The organism is Dyadobacter sp. CY327 (assembly GCF_021390415.1).
GTDB classification, from domain to species: domain Bacteria; phylum Bacteroidota; class Bacteroidia; order Cytophagales; family Spirosomataceae; genus Dyadobacter; species Dyadobacter chenhuakuii.
Window position 1 is genome coordinate 177,556 of the sequence record NZ_JAJUXJ010000007.1, and the last position, 16,781, is coordinate 194,336.

Consider the following 16,781-nt stretch of genomic DNA (forward strand, 5'->3'; position numbering starts at 1 on the left):
ATTCACTAAACAGTTATAATGAACGAGTCTGCAAAGATAAGTAGGGGCTAGTGTCTCCAGTTTCATACCAGGTGAATATCATACCTGATGAATATTCGATGACGGAAGGATTCGATGTGGTAACTTCCTACCCTAAAAAGCTAAAAGTCATCTGTGCGCGCGCAAGTAGGTGAACTACTCTAAATGCTTTAAGGTTTACAGTATAGCATTAGTATCAATAACAAGACATACAAAGATAATTGTCGTTATATCGAGCGTTATGATATAGCGTTATGTTATATTGAGTGCACAATAAAGAAACATATGGAAATAGAGGCGCATTTTATTAAATCTGCGGATTTCAAAACTGTCCAAATAACTGGTGTATGGGGAGGAGTTATGGGAAATGGAATGCTTAACGTTAACCTTTTTACTGAGCGCGTTCCAATTCCTCAAAAGATAATTTTCGATATTGATCCTGTTACGCAAGTAGCAAGAGAAAAACACAAGGACGGAAAGACAGGAATCGTAAGAGAAGTTCAGATGGGTGTCCTTATGGACTATCCGACTGCAAAAAGTTTCTACGAGTTCTTTGGGAACTGGATTAAGGAGCAAGAGCTAATGATACACGGTAGGAAAAATACAGATGCGAATGATGCCACTAGTAAGTCCTGATATAGAAATTACAGACACGATTAGAGATACGGCTCACCAACTTGCGTATACTGTCACAGGCTGTGGAACTACTTTATGGCGAGGCTACAGCCCTAATGCTGGCGGGTTTGGTAGCTTGGACTATTATCTAAACGAAGGAGCTATTATTGCAAAATCTTCCACATTCGGATTTGAACAACCTTCAAAGGCAAGTTTTGTTTTGGCGAATGAGGCCTACTTTCTCATTAAAAAAAATAACGGATGCATTGATCATGTTAATCCGACAGAAGACGGTGGAATACTAATTGAGTTCTATCACAGAGAAACCTATCAGTTTTTAAATATTTATAATGATGGCTACATCATTTATGCGAGAAATGATGACCCTATCAGTATTGAAATTCTTTCTCAGAATTTATATAGGGATTTAAATACAAAGCTTAATGAGTGAGGTTTGTACCGCACTAGGGATCCCCGAGCATCTATGGAAATTAGAGCGACCCAATATTGAAATCGGAGAAGATGACTCTCTCTATAGGCGAGTTGCTAAACATTTTTTTTTCCCTGGAGATGTCAGTGGAAAGATATCGGCAGTCGCCTTTCCTCTTAAAAACGATTCTTATAATCTTGCCTCTCTATGCGAAGTACCAGGCGATGTCCTGTTCAGTATTAAGCTAGATGTTCCTCATTTCGAGGACCACGGAATTATTGAAATTCAAATTTCATCTATAAGAACTTCTGAATTTGAATATTCGGGAGGGCAAGAAACATTCACATGCCGTTTCGACATTGTGCATAGACCAGAAGATTGTATGTACCCCCATACGGAAATTCACGTAATGGTAAATGATATCAATCAAAACCCGCCTAACTCAAGACAAGCAAAAGATGCACTTCGAATGATCTTGCGAAAAAGCCATGAAATAATTTTGCATCCGCTCCCTGGCATAGAATCAAGTCAAAGTGAAGAACCAAAGACATCATTAGACGATGCAGGTCAAGAATGATTCGGCCTTCCGAAGCTATACTTTCTCACGACATTATTATCTAGCGTAATATGCTATCTGCGCCCGCTTCCATTTTAACAGTTCTTCTGTTTCTTACCTTAACATTTGGTGTATCTGCACAGCAAATCGGTAAAGGGACGAATCAACACGATACGACTTATCTGGCCGTAAAAAAGGAAGTATCTGAGCTGCGATCAGCGTTTGCTACACAAAAGGCATTGGACGACGCGCATCATGAGCGAATACAAGACATTGTAGCACTTAATGGATATTTCTTTGCCGGGGCTGGATTGTTTTTAGCGATAATAGGTTTATTACTAGGTGGATATGTAAGCAAGCAGACTGATAAAATAATGAGTATGGCAAGCATGGCGGAGCAGGCTCGGGCAAATGCTGAATCAGCAGCCCGACGCTCTGAACAGGTTAAGGATTGGATAGAAAATGACATTGATAAAATCTACAACTCTATAAAGCGGGCTGAGATTGAGAATATCCTGAAGAGGCTTCAAGACCGACCCGAAGATATTAATAATCTTGGGGCACAATTGTTTGCAGCCAATCTTACACAACAAGATTATCTCATGTTGAAAGTTGCAATGCTAAACCAGGTTTCAAGGGATGCTCAGTTACATGATCATACATCAACCGGTGTATTTGCATCGCTGATGTTTCAGCACTTTCCATATAAAAGCTCAAGTGATCGAGATTTGGAAGATATTATTCTCGGCTATATCATTCCTATCTTTCGGAACTGTTTCAAAGTAGACCTTTGCACATCGATTCCGGAGGCGCTCAGAGCATATTTAGCACTGCCAGCAGAATCAATGCATCAACGTGTTGTTCAGATTTGGGCTGGACTTAGGCAAACGCGCTATTCGCGTGATGCAGATGTAATCAGGATATTTTGTGCTGGACTGCAAACCAAATACAATGCGTTGCGTATCTATAAAATCCTGAAGGAAAATTACTTGCATGTAGATGATAGAGCAGCGCTTCAGTTAATAGAAGAAATAAAAAGCACCTACGGCGACAGCCACACCGCGAGTGATATTTTGGACATTGGAGCTGAAATTGACCTACTTGAAGAAGCAATCCAAATTCAAGACAAAGCAGCGAGTTAGTTGACAGTCATTGTGAATTTCACTGTGATTATTTGGTTCATACAATTGAAATCCCTTCATTTACGCTCCTAACAACACTTTTTCAACGCCTTTGAATTCGTCGAGGTAATTCATGAAAACGGCAATCGGTAGCTGTGCAATACTACTTATTAATAATCCACAAGCAACAAAACGCGTTCCAAATATCAGGATTATTTGTGTCGGGATAGCCGTCACGGATATTGCGTTGTTTTTGTATTTTTGGTAAATCCAGAACCGGATTGCTTCCGGAAACAGCTTTCAACGGAATCAGAAGACAATGCTATTTGTAAACTTTGACACCTTTCCGACATTGCAGACAGACCGTTTGCTTCTGCACGCAATGTCAGAAAAGCATGTGGCAGATATGTTCAGATTGCGAAGCAATCCGCTTGCCATGCAGTACATTGGAAAGCCCTTGATGCAATCGGAAAGCGATGCAAAGGATCTGATTGATGCTTATTCCAGAAATCTGCGGGATAAGATTGGCATTACCTGGGGCATTTCAATGAAGCGCGTGGAAGGCCTGCAAGACAACACTGGCCTGATAGGCACCATAGGCTTTCATAAAATGGATCTTTATAATCACCGCGCTGAGATTGGTTATATGATCCATCCGGAACATTGGTTAAAAGGCCTAATGAGCGAGGCTGTCAGGCGGATTATTGACTACGGTTTTAAAAACATGCAGTTTCACAGCATTGAGGCTAAAATAAGCCCTGATAATCAGGCTTCAAGAAAGATTTTGCTGAAACACGGTTTTGAAAGAGAGGCTTATTTTAAGGAAAGCTTTTATGAGAATGGTAAATTCCTCGATACTGAGATTTACTCGCTGCTTAATAAAACGGCATAAAAAATAGCTGCACCTTGCGGGACAGCTATTTTACTTTATATAAATACCTTAACTTGGCTTAGTTCTCAGAGCCGATTTTCAAGATTGCTTTGTCAATGAAGTACTGACCAGTTCCTTCTTCGCCGATTACGTCAAATAATTCAATAGCGCGGCGTGCGTTGTCTTCTTCCTCAATCTGCTCGTTTACAAACCATTGCAGGAAGCTTTCCGTGCCATAATCTTCTTCTCTGCGGCTCTGCGTAACAATGCGGTTGATAGATTGCGTTACTGCAATCTCGCTTTGCAATGCTGCTTCGAACACGCTTCTGAATGTTGCAAACTCTTGTTTTACTGCTGCTACTTCCGGTGAAACGGCGGTTCCGCCCACAGTCATGATGTAATTGAATATTTTAAGCATATGTCCGCGCTCTTCGTCAGACTGCTTAAGGAAATATTTTGCGCTGTTTTTGAATCCGTTACGGTCACACCATGAAGCCATGGCCAGATATTTTGCGGAAGCTTCCGCTTCCATCTTTACCTGATTGTTCAAAAGTATTTCTATTTCCTCTTTCAGGGAAGTCCGTTGTCTTAATAAATCTCTCATGGTTACTTTCTTTTATTTGTATTAACAAGTACAAATATCATGCGAAAGTTCAGCATTGCAAACGAAACCCGAAATTTGGAATTGGTCTAATATGATCGAAATGAGCTATTTAGACTAATTCCGGCTCGCTAAACAGAAGTTGGTGCAGAAGGGAATTGAGTTCGATTGCGAAGTGGGTGCCGTTTACCAGTTCTCTCAATTGGATCAGCTCGCAAAGAGTAAGCTTCTGGTAAATGTTAAGCTGAGGCGCTTCAACAAACTCATAGTCAGACTCATCTGACAGGTCAAAAATCTTGCTGTGAATGTCAATATTGTTAATGAAGCGGCGGAAACTCAGAAAGTCCTGAATCCTGAACGAAGCCTGCATTTCACCAAAATGAAGAATGATCTTAGAAGTTAAATCGCACTGTAAGCTAGATCCTTTCGCAGTACTAAACAATTCATTTGGGGTATTCACTGACAGCAATCTATTTGAATCGTGGAAATTGTTGCACAAATATAACCGCAAACTAAATGTCAAGCAAGTTTATTTGTAAGCAATCTAAGTACATGGAAGATGTTATGAGGCCGTCTGCATATTGTGATCTTTGCCAAAGTGCCTGATAATGGTGCGGTCCACTTTTTTCTCCGCGTGCCATATCTCGTAATTTTTTTGAAGATTAATCCAAAATTGTGCAGTGTTACCGAAAGCTTCCGAAAGCTTAACAGCGAGTTCCGGAGTTATAGCGGATTTTTCGTTTACCACGGCAGAAAGGGTTTGGCGTGTTATGCCCAGCCCATGAGCCACTTCTGTAATGGTCAAGCCTCGTTCTACTATGTATTCTTCTCGTAAAATTTCTCCGGGATGAACCGGAGCAAGATTTCTTTTTACCATGATCATTTAATGATAATCTAAATAATCAACATCAAAAATGTCTCCCTTTTCAAACCGGAATATAATCCTGTAATTCGGCGAAACCTTGATTGACCAGAATTCGCTAAGTTTTCCAGTGAGCCTATGTATACCGGATCCGAGTTGAGCAACGTCGTCAGTACAAGTGACCGCGTCGAGCTGGTCCAGGATCCGGTTAATTTTTCGCAAATACACTGACGGCAATCCGGAGGCGTCGCCATCCCGGTAATATACCAACAACCCTTTATGCTTAAAGGTGACAATCATTTATATTAGTGTGTGTAATTAAGAAAAACGGAAATGCTAATTCCCAGCCTTGGCCCAGTTGTCTCTTAATGTTACTGTTCTGTTGAAAACGAGTTTTTCGGCGGTGCTGTCGGGGTCTTTGGCGAAGTAGCCTTTTCTTAGGAATTGGAATGATTCGCCTTCTTTGGCTTCATTAAGTGCCGGTTCGGCATAGCCAGTGATGATTTCCAGTGAATTGGGATTGATGTAATCTTTGAAATCACCCTCTTCCGAAGACGGATCTTCAACGGAGAAAAGACGGTCGTAAAGGCGAACTTCGACTTCCTGCGCGTGTGGAACGGACACCCAGTGCAATGTCCCTTTTACATTGATGCCGGTCGTATCATGCCCGCTCTTGCTGTTTTCGATGTATGAGCAATGCACTTCTATGATTTCGCCATTTTCATCTTTTACAAAATCATCACATTGAATGATGTATGCACTTTTCAGTCGGACCATTTTTCCAGGCGCCAAACGGAAATATTTCTTGGATGGCGTTTCCATAAAGTCCTCTTTCTCAATATAAATCTCCCTTGAAAAAGGAACTTCGCGGTTCCCTGTTGCTACGTCCTCCGGATTGTTTTCACTGTGGCACATCTCCGTAACACCTTCCGGGAAGTTGGTAATGATCACTTTCAAAGGATCCAAAACCACCATTCGGCGGAGCGCTTTTTTGTTCAAATCTTCGCGAACGCAAAATTCAAGCAAACCTACATCGATCATGTTTTCGCGTCGCGCTACACCGATCCGCTCACAGAAATCTCTGATGCTTTCCGGCGTGTAACCTCTCCTGCGCAAGCCGCTGATGGTCGGCATTCTAGGATCATCCCAGCCGTTTACATGCTTTTCCTGAACCAGTTGCAGCAACTTCCGTTTGCTGGTCACAGTGTAATTCAGGTTGCGGCGTGCGAATTCGTATTGATGCGATGGATATATGCCTAGCTTTTCAATGATCCAGTCATACAATTCCCGATGCGGCACAAACTCTAATGTGCATATAGAATGTGTAACCGTTTCAATTGAATCGCTTTGTCCGTGCGCAAAGTCGTACATGGGGTAAATGCACCATTTGTTGCCAGTGCGATGGTGATGGGCGTGTTTGATCCTGTAAAGGATCGGGTCGCGCATGAGCATATTGATGTGCGCCATGTCAATTTTGGCGCGTAATGTGCGGCTTCCGTCAGGAAAACCACCATTTTTCATTTGTTCAAAAAGCGCAAGGTTTTCTTCAACCGAACGGCTCCTGTAAATGCTGTCTTTCCCGGGTTCCGTCGGAGTGCCTTTAAGCAGCGCTATTTCCTCGGAAGTTGAATCGTCCACATAGGCCAGCCCTTTATTGATCAGCTCAACGGCATATTCGTATAATGTATCGAAATAATCGGAAGCGTAAAGTTCGTTTTCCCATTCAAAACCCATCCACCGGATATCGTTTTTAATGCTTTCCACATATTCCGTATCTTCCGTAACCGGGTTTGTGTCGTCGAAACGAAGGTTTGTATAGCCAGGGAATTTTTTGGTCAAACCAAAATTCAGGCAAATGCTGGATGCATGGCCGATATGTAAATAGCCGTTTGGTTCGGGTGGAAATCGGGTGATGATCTGGGTGTATTTTCCTGCCTGCAAATCCGCCTCCACAATTTCCTCAATAAAATTCAGGCTTTTCTCTTCTTTTTTCTCTTCCGTAATCATACTAACTGGAAATATTTTTCGATTTTCAAAGTTAACCTTCTTCCGAACATTATCAGCAACGAACCGCGGCAAATCGCAAATCCGGGCTGTTTCCGTTACTTTTGCAAAATGCGCTATTTTCTCGAATTCAGCTATAAAGGAACGGCCTATAATGGCTGGCAAAAACAAAACAATGCATTAGGCGTCCAGCAGGTGCTGGAAGAAGCACTCGCGAAAGTCCTGAGGTTACCCATTGAAATCACAGGTAGCAGCAGGACAGACACCGGCGTACATGCAGAACAACAATTTGCGCATTTTGATTTAGAAAATGAGATAGCCGATTTTGAGCTGCTGATTTACAAGCTTAATGGTCTTATTCCCAGGGACATTGCTGTAAAGCGCATCATTCCGGTTGGGGACAATATTAACTCCCGTTTTGCAGCCACGCACCGCAAATACGAATACCGCATCACGAAACGCAAAAATCCTTTTCTAACTGATCTGGCTTTTCAATTAAAAGCGGATCTTGACATTGATCGAATGAACGAAGCGGCAGCGCTGCTGTTGCAATACAATGATTTCGAGAGTTTTAGCAAGATCCATACACAAGTGAACAATTTCAGATGCACGATTACGGAGGCAATTTGGATTGAAGCGGGAGATATGCTCGTTTTTCATATCCGTGCAAACCGTTTCCTGCGCGGAATGGTGAGGGCGCTGGTGGGGACGCTGCTGGAAGTAGGAAAAGGCAAGCGGAGCGTTGCTGAATTTGAACAGGTTATCCTGGCAAAAAACAGAAAAGCAGCAGGCGCCCAGGCACCTGCGGAAGGTCTTTTCCTGGTTGAAGTGGGCTATGATTTTATTTGATGTCCTCCTTGCTGAACTGATTGTTAACCAGCCTGAAAATTCCCAGCGGATTGCTGTTCTTCAATTCATCCGGCAGCAGTGCGTCGGGCCAGCCCTGAAATGATTGCGGACGGACGAAACGTAAGATTGAATGTCTGCCAACAGAAGTGAATTTCGCATCCGCAGTTGCCGGAAAAGGCCCTCCATGATGCATAGAAGTGCAAACCTCCACGCCGGTAGGAACGCCATTCAGGATTAATCGGCCGGAAATTTGCGCGAGCCTGTCTACAATAGCCTGATGGGCCAGCACCTCATGCTCCTCTGCCATCAGCGAGCAGGTAAGCTGTCCTTTTAAATGTGAAATCGCTTCAAGCAATTCAGCCGTATGCTCACAAATGACAAGCAGCGAAAATGGCCCGAAAACTTCTTCATGCAATTTTGGATTGGCAATAAAGCTTTGCCCGGAAACTGTTGCGATGGATGCCTGCGCCTGATTTTCTCCCTCAGACATTTGCTCTGAAACGGCGAGTCTGGAAACATCTTCCTGTTCAAACGCATGATCGCGGAGCTTGTAATAATTTTTACAAATGCCCGCCGTAAGCATTGTGGCAGATGTGGTTTTCAGGATTTCATTTTTATAAGAGTCCGTAAATGCGATCAGGCCCTGTGATTTTGTAACAAACACAAGTCCGGGATTGGTACAGAATTGTCCGGCGCCCAGGCTTACCGAACCTGCAAGCGTTTTCCCAAGTTCCAATGCATTGTGTTCCAGATAGTCCGGAAGAACAACGATGGGGTTAACGCTGCCCATTTCAGCAAAGACGGCAATGGGTTCCTCGCGCTCCTGCGCCATTTTAAACAGCGCCATTCCACCTTTCATAGAACCTGTAAAACCAACAGCTTTACTGGCAGGATGCTTAACCAATGCTGTCCCCACTTCAAAACCATCGTCATATAGCATGGAAAAAACGCCATCAGGCATTCCGGTCCTTTGCGCGGCTTTTACAATGGCCTGCGCCGTCAGATCGCTTACGCCGGGATGTGCTGCGTGGGCTTTTACAATGACCGGGTTTCCGGCTGCCAAAGCCGGGCCTGTGTCCACACCGGCTACGGAATATGCGAAAGGGAAGTTACTGGAACCGAAAACGATAACCGGACCAATCGGAACGAGCATTTTCCGGATGTCGGGCTTGGGAACGGGCGTGCGGTCGGGTAGGGCTGTGTCGATGGATGCATCCACCCATGAGCCCTCGCGAAGCAATTCCGCAAATTGAGTCAGTTGATTGATCGTGCGGGCGCGTTCACCTTGCAGGCGGGCCATGGGCAGGCTTGTTTCCAGATTTGCTCTTTCAAGTAAGACGTCGCCAATCGCCAGGATCTCTTCGGTAATGGCAATCAGAAAATCAGCTCTTTTTGCGGCAGGAATTTTTGCGTATTCGCCAAATGCCTTGCTGGCAAGCGCCATGGTGTTTTCGACTTCTTCAATCGTCGCCGTATGGAAATTTTCAGGGAGAAATGAATCTTTGGCTGGCACATAGGATTGAAATGTGCGGTCGCCCTGGCCAGAAAGTGAATAGCCAATGTAGTTTTTACCTTTGATTTCCATAAGTTAAGATTGTGTCAGACGAGACGTGCAATGATGTCATCTACTGAAATTCCTTCGGCTTCGGCTTTGAAATTCCGGATGATTCTGTGCCGTAGTACAGGCAATGCAACTGCTTTTACGTCCTCAATGTCGGGAGAATATTTACCTGAAAGCAATGCGTTGCATTTGGCTGCCAGGATCAGCGCCTGTGAGGCACGGGGACCAGCGCCCCAGTCGAGGTAATCGTTGGTGTCTTTTACGGCAAGGCCGGCAGCGGGCCTGGTTTTGTGGACCAGTTTCACCGCATATTCAATGACGTGATCGGTTACCGGAACGCGTCGTACCAAATGCTGGAAATCCATGATCTCCTCGGAAGTCACGACTTTTTTTACCTGGTAACGAACGTCGTTGGTGGTGTTTTTAACAATGTTAACTTCCTCTGCATAGGAAGGATAATCCAGCTGGATCATGAACATGAAGCGGTCGAGCTGGGCTTCTGGCAGGGGATAAGTTCCTTCCTGCTCAATAGGGTTTTGAGTAGCGAGTACGAAGAAAGGACGTTCCAGCGCGTGCTTTGCTCCCGCGATTGTAACAGAATATTCCTGCATCGCTTCCAGCAGTGCAGATTGCGTTTTGGGTGGCGTCCTGTTGATCTCGTCGGCCAGGATAATGTTGGCAAAAACGGGCCCCTTGATAAATTTGAAATTGCGGTTCTGATCCAATGTTTCAGAACCCAGAATGTCTGACGGCATTAAGTCAGGCGTGAACTGGATCCGGTTGAAATTGAGGTCTAGCGAAGAAGCGATCGTCTGGATAAGAAGCGTTTTGGCTAGTCCGGGCACACCCACCAAAAGGCAATGGCCCTGACAGAAAATCGCGGTCAGTAGTCCTTTAACAACCTCATCTTGCCCGATTATTACATTTCCAATCTCACTCCGGATTTTATCATAAGCTACTTTCATAGCTTCGGCAGCTTCAACGTCCGATGAATACTTCACAATGTGTCAGATTAAATTTTCAATTCCTTAACCGCAATCCTGTCCTGAAAGCTAAATATCGTTTGCCAAAGCCTCTAATCCGAGCACTTTACAATCTTTATATTCAGGCTCGATGCTGATGAAAACGTCGCCCTGCGCTTTTTTAAACCATTCTTCCAATGCATTGTTCCGTTTGTTACTCAACACGATCTGAGCGAGTTTTTCGTAATCATCACGAAGATTGGCCGTATGCGGCTCCGATTTGCTCTTGTACCAGATGATACGCATGGCGCTTCTTCCATCTTCGGTTCGATAGGCAACCGGTTTGCTCAATTCGCCTACTTTCATGGTGTCGATAGCAAAATATAGTGCCGGGTCCATAGAAGCATCCAGTGTAAGACGAGCTAAACCTGTATTTCTATCCATGATCAAACCACCCGATTCGGCTGTTTCTTTATCTTCCGAATTGTCCAAAGCCGCTTTCGCGAATTTCAATGTATCGATTTCAATCAGATTTCTAAGACTATCCAGGGCGCGGACCGCAGAAGTCATATCTGTTCCTTTGTTATAATCAGGACGAAGCAGGATGTGTCTGGCGTGATATTCAGCGCCGCGCGTTTCGATGAGCTTGATCAAGTGAAAACCAAATTGCGACTCAACGATATCCGACATTTCACCTGGTTTTAATGATAATGCAGCTCCTTCAAACTCGGGAACCATTGCACCACGTTTGGCAAAGTTTAGGTCACCGCCATTTTTTGCTGAACCAAGGTCTTCTGAATAGATCTGCGCCAAAGTAGCGAAGTCTTCACCTTTTTCAGCGCGTTGCTTCAATTCCAGCAGTTGTTGTTTCAGCTTGTCCTTCTGCTCGCGGGTAACAGTTCCCAGCTTCACAATGTGGCCGATTTCGACTTCGGAAGGAATGTAAGGTAGACTGTCTTTTGGAATAGAATTAAAAAACTTGCGCACTTCATTCGGCGTAATCTTTACATTGCCTGAAATGGTCCGCTGCATTTTTTCTACGATCTTTTGCTCCTTCACCTGCGTGCGAAGCTCGCTTTTCAGGTTTTCAATGCTTTTACCGTAGGCTTCTACAATGTTCTTTTCAGATCCGAAACGCTGTACCATATAGCCCATTTTGGCATCCAGCTCGCCGTCGACTTCTTTGTCTTCCACCACAACCGAGTCAATTTCGGCTTTGGCAAGAAGCATTTTGTTGATAATAAGTGATTCCAGAAGCTGGCATTTTTCAGGAGCGGCGCGTCCTTCTGCTTTGTATTGATTGTACATTTCCTCCAATTCGGAGTTCAAAATGTAGTGATTGTCAACCCGGGCAATGATTTTATCAATGCTGATCCCCTGCTGCCCCTGTCCGAAACTGATGAGACTGAAAAACAGTGAGAATACTGCTATCAGACCGGGCGCAATTACTTTATTTATTTTCATATGGTTATTTGATTCTCCTTAATCTGTTCGGGTTACTATGGTTTTGATTACAAAACGGTTTACGAAATGCTAAAATACGCTTAACGCTTAATTTTTTCTAATTCTTGCGCATTCACTTTAATAGGGAATTTCGCTTCCAGCCGGTTTACCAACTGTTTTTCCAACTCTTTCTGGTAATCGTTGATCACGCTTCCACGCGCTTCTGCAAATGTCTTCCCGCGTGATGGCTCTATTTTTTGTACGGAAGTCCAGAAAACCATGTTGTTGTCCGTCACAGTTTGTTCGCCTGTCTGCCATTTGAATCGGGCAAATAAAGGGTTGTCCTTTGTAAAATATCCATCCCGGATCATAACGGCGTCGGGAGCGTCTGCATTATAGACCTTCTCCACATCACCTTTCGACTGGCTGTAAAACTGGAAGCCTACCCGCCGGTTGCGGTCGGCTTCGGCCGTTTGCCTGAACGAGCCATAGTCTTTTTCAATGATCCGTAAAATCGGGATATTCCGGCCATTCAAATACTTTACAACATTCCTGATGCGGTTGGCGGATGTGATCTCACCCTCGTCCGCTGACCTGTAACCTGCAATTTCTACAATGTAATCAGGATTCTTTTCCATTACAATATAAACGTCGGTCAGTGCATCAAGTTGCTCATTATCAATTTCGCTGGCATTGGCTGCGAACAATATTTCCTTCGATCTTCTTTCGAGCTTGTAAGGGCTTTGTGCCAATGTTCTCTTGATCGCATTCACAGTTTGCGTGTCCTTAGCCGACACAATGGTCGCCAGCACACGTTCCGGGAACTTATAGCGGTCCTTATGCTGGTCATAGAAAGCCTTCTGACCCGTCGAATCCGTCAATGAACGTCCCCATACATTCTCCTCCATTACTTGTGAAAGCAGCACCCCTTCTTTAATCTCGCTGATCAGGCTCCTGAACTCAGCATTAGTCTCTTCCAAGTGTTCCTTTTCAAAATCAGCCAGGCTTTCCGTCAAATAGTCATTATAATATTTCCGAAACACAACCGCAGGCGATGCATCTTTCGGTTTAACCTGCTGCTTTCTTTTTACATAATTCAAAAAGCCCAGTGCATCGTACGATTGCTCTTCAATCTTAAATAACGCAACCGAAGCCCAATCTGTTGATACTGCACTTAAATAATCCCAATTTCCGCTGGTAATGCTGCTGTCTCCCAACGCCGCAACTGTTTTCCACTGTTCTGCAAATTCCTGGACTTTGTATTTCTCCCTGAGCCGTTTCGCATTGGCTTGTTCCAGCACTTTTCCTCTCGAATCCGTCACCACTTTTTTCCGCAGCGATGGCGCCATGGTTGCATATGGTTCCAGGCTGCGCTTTTCGGCCAGTCGCACAATGTGCCATCCATACATGGTCAGCACAGGTTTGGAATAGGCGTTCACCTTGGTCAATGCAAAGGCCGCTTCTTCAATTTCAGGCACCATTTGCCCGATGCCAAACATGGGGAGTAACCCGCTGTTTTTCCTGGATTGTTTATCGTCTGAAAAACTTTCCACGACTGCTTCCCAATCTTCACCGCTTTGTAACAGGGCATAGGCTTCATCGATCCGCGCTTTCGCAGACTCTTTCTGCGCCGCAGTTCCTGCCGTATCCTGCTGAACCATGATATGCGCAATCCGAACCATCCCCCGGTTCGAACGGCGATCTGTTACTTTTACCAGGTGATAGCCTCCCTTCGTACGCACGGGCTGCGAAACTTTTCCGACGGGCAACGTATAAGCTGCCGTTTCTATGGGATATAAGGTCTGAAAAGCGGTAAAATAACCCAGATCGCCTTTGGTTTTTGATGCAACGGGATCTTTCGAGAATTTTGCGGCCAGGTCGCCGAAATCATTGCCTTCCTCCAATCTTCCCCTCAATGCGATGGCCGCGCGGTAGGCTTCCAAAGTATCGGCCGGAGAAGCATCTTCCGAAACACCGATCAGGATATGGGAAGCTCTCACTTCCTGTTTCAGGCGGTTATAAGCTTCATTCGAGAGTTTTTCGACAAGTGATTTGTCAACCAGGTGGTTTTTTGCGAGCTGTTCGCGGTAGGAGGTGATTTCTTCTTTATAGTCCTGAGTGGTGTCTTTTCCTTCTTGCTTGGCATGCAGGACCTTTATTTTAAGGTCTTTGTATAAATTAAAATATTCTTCCGGAGTTAACTCACGCGTTGAATCAGAAGCATTTTTGTTTTTATTGTATGAATCCTGGTAATCCTCAATCGAAAATTTCTCGTTCCCAATTTCCAGTAAGGCGGGCGTTTCGGTTACTACTGCTGCTTGTTGAGGAGGTGCGGTTGTTTTACAGGAGCTTACGGCTAAAACCGCAAGCAGGGCAATGTTGTATTGTATTTTAGGCATATCTACAAATCGAATTTTAAAGGGGCTTCCGGCAATGTACGGCTGCCTTACGACGCTGGTAAAGCCGGCAAAGTTAGACGCTTTCCGAACAGATCAAAAATATAACGTACAGGCTGGCGATTTGTTCTCTGTTGTCCACAGTAGCTGTGATTTTCAGTATGGCGTGATCGCCCCACTGCAAACGTTTGCAACATGGCCATTCTTAGGAAGCCGGTGTAGAAGTCCCTCTATTTGTACTCCTGCATGAATCTTTGGTTTAATTATCATAAATGCCCTTTTTTGGCGTTTCAGGCACAATTTTTTTAGCGGACGCGGGCAAAAGTAGTTCTTAAAAAAGGTTGGTTATGGAAGAGAGTAGAAAAAATGATTTCGTTCAGGCAATCAGAGCATTGTGGATCGAGCAGAAAACCAGAGAACTCCTTTATTTAGAAGCATTGAAGAAGGACAATATGGGCCCTTGCAGGCGCATTCTCAGCCAGGGCCATGTAAGTGCTTTATTATTCCAGAAGGAGATCAAGTGGATTTATGATTATTTTAAGTGTTTTCTGACGGACAAAGAGTTGGGCGAGACCAATCATATCACAGCCCGGACAGCATTAAAACTGCTGGAAGACGTGGAAGAAAAAGAAGAAATCGCAACTTGTCTAAAAAAGGTAGAAGCAGCTACATTGCAGCTCTACAAAAAGCTGCGTACTTACGTTGATAAGGATTCCGAAGCACGACAAATGCTGGACGAACACTTGGTGCGTATATCTGAGTTTTACGAATCTTTATGCAAGCTGGAAGTCGGAACCAGAAGCAGGGTAGGTTATACCGCTGCTGCCTGATCCACAAAAATCAGATCTCATATAATTCAATAGGCAGGTCGTCAGGATCGGCAAAGAATGTAAATTTTTTGCCGGTAAATTCATCCACTCTCACAGCCTCCGTAACAATCCCCTTTTTTCGCAACTGTGCAATCGCCGGTTCAATATCATCCACCTGAAAAGCAATGTGCCGCAAGCCGGTCGACTCGGGCCGCGACGGGCGCTTAGGCGGACTTGGGAAGGAAAATAGCTCGATAATGTATTGCCCGTTGAGCGAAAGATCAAGCTTATAAGAATCCCTTTCTGATCTGTACACCTCTCTTTCAATCTCAAAACCCAGGATATCGGTATAAAAGTGCTTGGATTTTTCGTAATCCGAGCAAATGATGGCAATGTGGTGTACGGCTTTGAGTAGTTTCATGATACAGGAATATAGGGCTCAAATATAGACCGCATATTTTAAATCCTGATAAATATCTTTCGCACGTATAACCAATACAGGATCGCCCATTCCACCAGCAGGATAATTGCACCGCGAACCAATGGCTGGTAATTGGGCCCGAAGAGCAGGTCATAGTTTTGGCTGACATTGATGCGGAATGAGCTGTCTATAAAGCTGACAATGGTTTCAGCCATAACGTAGGCCACAATTGAATTGGTGCCAATCACGATAAGCGGGAAGAAGAACCGCTGCTTTTGCTTTACATCAACAATAAAGTAAAATCCAGCCAGGAAAAACATACAAATTCCTCCACTGAAAAGCGTCCATGCAGGCGTCCATATGCGTTTCACGATGGGGTTAATGCCCGCGAAATTAAGGACCAAGGCCAAGGCCAGCAGGATTGCTGCTGTCATAGCGAGGCGTCTGAGCAACCACGCGGAAGATGTGGCGGATTTGAGCCATTTCCCTGCAATAAGGCCGAGGATCATGGTTCCTAATGTGGGAATGAAACTCATTGTGCTATATCCGCCTCCGTTGAATTTGAATGTTTCGGGGCGTGGAAATAAATTCAGGAACCAGCGATCAAACGCCCACGCAATGTTTGTATTCTTGTTCCAATGTGCGGCAAAGCCTTTGAGGTTGTGCTCCCAGTTGGCAACATTGCCCGTTTCCGACCAGTCGAAATATGGCCCGGGCAGGCTGTATAAGGCGAATGCAAGTCCGTATGCAAGTAATATCCCGCCTAGCGCGCCCCATTGCGTGCGTTCGCCCGTAAAGCCGAGTGCAAACAGGATAGGATAGCCTAAGCCGATCTGTGTTAATGTATCTTCGAATGTAAAATTGGTTTGCTCGCTATGCATGGAACGCAGGAAAATGCCAAGCAAGATCAACGTCAGCGACCTCCTGAATGTATGCAGCCACATTACAGTCGTACTTTGTTCCCGGCTTGCACGGCTGGCGATAGAGTAGGGAAGTGCCACCCCGACCAAAAACGAGAAAGACGGCTGAATCATGTCGTGCAAGGAGCAGCCTACCCATTCCACATGACTTTGATGATAATCCAGAAATGCCCAAAATGCACTGCCCGGAAAGGCTTCCGCGACTTTTCCCAGCCGCAGCACTTCGGCCATCATCAGGAACATTACAAATCCCCGATAGGCATCGATGGAGGAAACACGTTTCGGAGCGGGTATATACTCTTTCAAATTTTGATGGGTTTAGTCAGAGCATAAAAGAAAAAA

Annotated in this window: 18 protein-coding genes; 7 read left to right on the forward strand and 11 right to left on the reverse strand. The window is 44.7% G+C overall.

What is annotated here, in order from left to right:
* Positions 1–303 precede the first annotated feature (303 nt).
* From LZG74_RS17000 to LZG74_RS17020, 5 genes are all read left to right on the forward strand, one after another.
* The gene (locus LZG74_RS17000) at positions 304–654 is read left to right on the forward strand and encodes a hypothetical protein (RefSeq protein ID WP_233797731.1); all 351 of its coding nucleotides are present in this window, start codon (positions 304–306) and stop codon (positions 652–654) included.
* On the forward strand, positions 632–1,084 hold the full coding sequence (locus LZG74_RS17005) for a hypothetical protein (protein ID WP_233797732.1): 453 nt from the start codon (positions 632–634) through the stop codon (positions 1,082–1,084). The genes LZG74_RS17000 and LZG74_RS17005 overlap by 23 nt, the downstream gene beginning before the upstream one ends.
* Positions 1,077–1,640: a hypothetical protein gene (locus LZG74_RS17010; RefSeq protein ID WP_233797733.1), complete on the forward strand. Its 564-nt coding sequence runs from the start codon at positions 1,077–1,079 to the stop codon at positions 1,638–1,640. Before LZG74_RS17005 ends, LZG74_RS17010 begins: the two co-directional genes overlap by 8 nt.
* A gap of 50 nt (positions 1,641–1,690) precedes the next feature.
* Positions 1,691–2,761 carry a hypothetical protein gene (locus LZG74_RS17015; protein WP_233797734.1) on the forward strand — a complete coding sequence of 357 codons (1,071 nt, stop codon included), beginning with the start codon at positions 1,691–1,693 and terminating at the stop codon, positions 2,759–2,761.
* Positions 2,762–3,059: 298 nt separating this feature from the next.
* Positions 3,060–3,632, forward strand: a complete 573-nt coding sequence (locus LZG74_RS17020) for a GNAT family N-acetyltransferase (protein ID WP_233797735.1) — start codon at positions 3,060–3,062, stop codon at positions 3,630–3,632.
* Positions 3,633–3,690: 58 nt separating this feature from the next.
* Here LZG74_RS17020 and LZG74_RS17025 read toward each other — a convergent pair whose 3' ends face one another.
* From LZG74_RS17025 to LZG74_RS17045, 5 genes are all read right to left on the reverse strand, one after another.
* The gene (locus LZG74_RS17025; protein WP_233797736.1) at positions 3,691–4,215 is read right to left on the reverse strand and encodes a ferritin; all 525 of its coding nucleotides are present in this window, start codon (positions 4,213–4,215) and stop codon (positions 3,691–3,693) included.
* A 109-nt stretch (positions 4,216–4,324) separates the two neighbouring features.
* Complete coding sequence (locus LZG74_RS17030) at positions 4,325–4,672, reverse strand: hypothetical protein (RefSeq protein WP_233797737.1); 348 nt, start codon at positions 4,670–4,672, stop codon at positions 4,325–4,327.
* A gap of 102 nt (positions 4,673–4,774) precedes the next feature.
* Positions 4,775–5,089, reverse strand: a complete 315-nt coding sequence (locus tag LZG74_RS17035; protein ID WP_233797738.1) for a HigA family addiction module antitoxin — start codon at positions 5,087–5,089, stop codon at positions 4,775–4,777.
* Between the two features lie 6 nt (positions 5,090–5,095).
* Complete coding sequence (locus tag LZG74_RS17040; protein ID WP_233797739.1) at positions 5,096–5,374, reverse strand: type II toxin-antitoxin system RelE/ParE family toxin; 279 nt, start codon at positions 5,372–5,374, stop codon at positions 5,096–5,098.
* A 36-nt stretch (positions 5,375–5,410) separates the two neighbouring features.
* Positions 5,411–7,081, reverse strand: coding sequence for a glutamine--tRNA ligase/YqeY domain fusion protein (locus LZG74_RS17045; protein WP_233797740.1), 1,671 nt, complete (start codon positions 7,079–7,081; stop codon positions 5,411–5,413).
* A 108-nt stretch (positions 7,082–7,189) separates the two neighbouring features.
* Here LZG74_RS17045 and truA point away from each other — a divergent pair, with 108 nt between their 5' ends.
* A complete protein-coding gene (truA, locus tag LZG74_RS17050; RefSeq protein ID WP_233797741.1) occupies positions 7,190–7,927 on the forward strand; it encodes a tRNA pseudouridine(38-40) synthase TruA in 738 nt (245 codons plus the stop codon).
* Here the strand turns inward: truA and LZG74_RS17055 are convergent.
* From LZG74_RS17055 to LZG74_RS17070, 4 genes are all read right to left on the reverse strand, one after another.
* Positions 7,920–9,512, reverse strand: coding sequence for an aldehyde dehydrogenase (NADP(+)) (locus tag LZG74_RS17055; RefSeq protein ID WP_233797742.1), 1,593 nt, complete (start codon positions 9,510–9,512; stop codon positions 7,920–7,922). The genes truA and LZG74_RS17055 overlap by 8 nt on opposite strands.
* A gap of 14 nt (positions 9,513–9,526) precedes the next feature.
* Positions 9,527–10,489 (reverse strand): MoxR family ATPase, encoded by a 963-nt coding sequence (locus tag LZG74_RS17060; protein WP_026629924.1) that lies wholly within the window; start codon positions 10,487–10,489, stop codon positions 9,527–9,529.
* 51 nt (positions 10,490–10,540) lie between these two features.
* Entirely contained in the window at positions 10,541–11,914 is a 1,374-nt protein-coding gene (locus LZG74_RS17065; RefSeq protein ID WP_233797743.1) for a peptidylprolyl isomerase, read from the reverse strand.
* An 80-nt stretch (positions 11,915–11,994) separates the two neighbouring features.
* A complete protein-coding gene (locus LZG74_RS17070; RefSeq protein WP_233797744.1) occupies positions 11,995–14,292 on the reverse strand; it encodes a peptidylprolyl isomerase in 2,298 nt (765 codons plus the stop codon).
* A 344-nt stretch (positions 14,293–14,636) separates the two neighbouring features.
* On the opposite strand from LZG74_RS17070, the gene LZG74_RS17075 reads away from it, so the two are divergent.
* Positions 14,637–15,119, forward strand: a complete 483-nt coding sequence (locus tag LZG74_RS17075) for a hypothetical protein (RefSeq protein ID WP_233797745.1) — start codon at positions 14,637–14,639, stop codon at positions 15,117–15,119.
* Between the two features lie 10 nt (positions 15,120–15,129).
* Here LZG74_RS17075 and LZG74_RS17080 read toward each other — a convergent pair whose 3' ends face one another.
* Together LZG74_RS17080 and LZG74_RS17085 are read right to left on the reverse strand one after the other, a co-directional pair.
* Positions 15,130–15,519 (reverse strand): VOC family protein, encoded by a 390-nt coding sequence (locus LZG74_RS17080; RefSeq protein ID WP_233797746.1) that lies wholly within the window; start codon positions 15,517–15,519, stop codon positions 15,130–15,132.
* Positions 15,520–15,557: 38 nt separating this feature from the next.
* Complete coding sequence (locus LZG74_RS17085) at positions 15,558–16,745, reverse strand: acyltransferase family protein (RefSeq protein ID WP_255699366.1); 1,188 nt, start codon at positions 16,743–16,745, stop codon at positions 15,558–15,560.
* Positions 16,746–16,781: the final 36 nt, after the last annotated feature.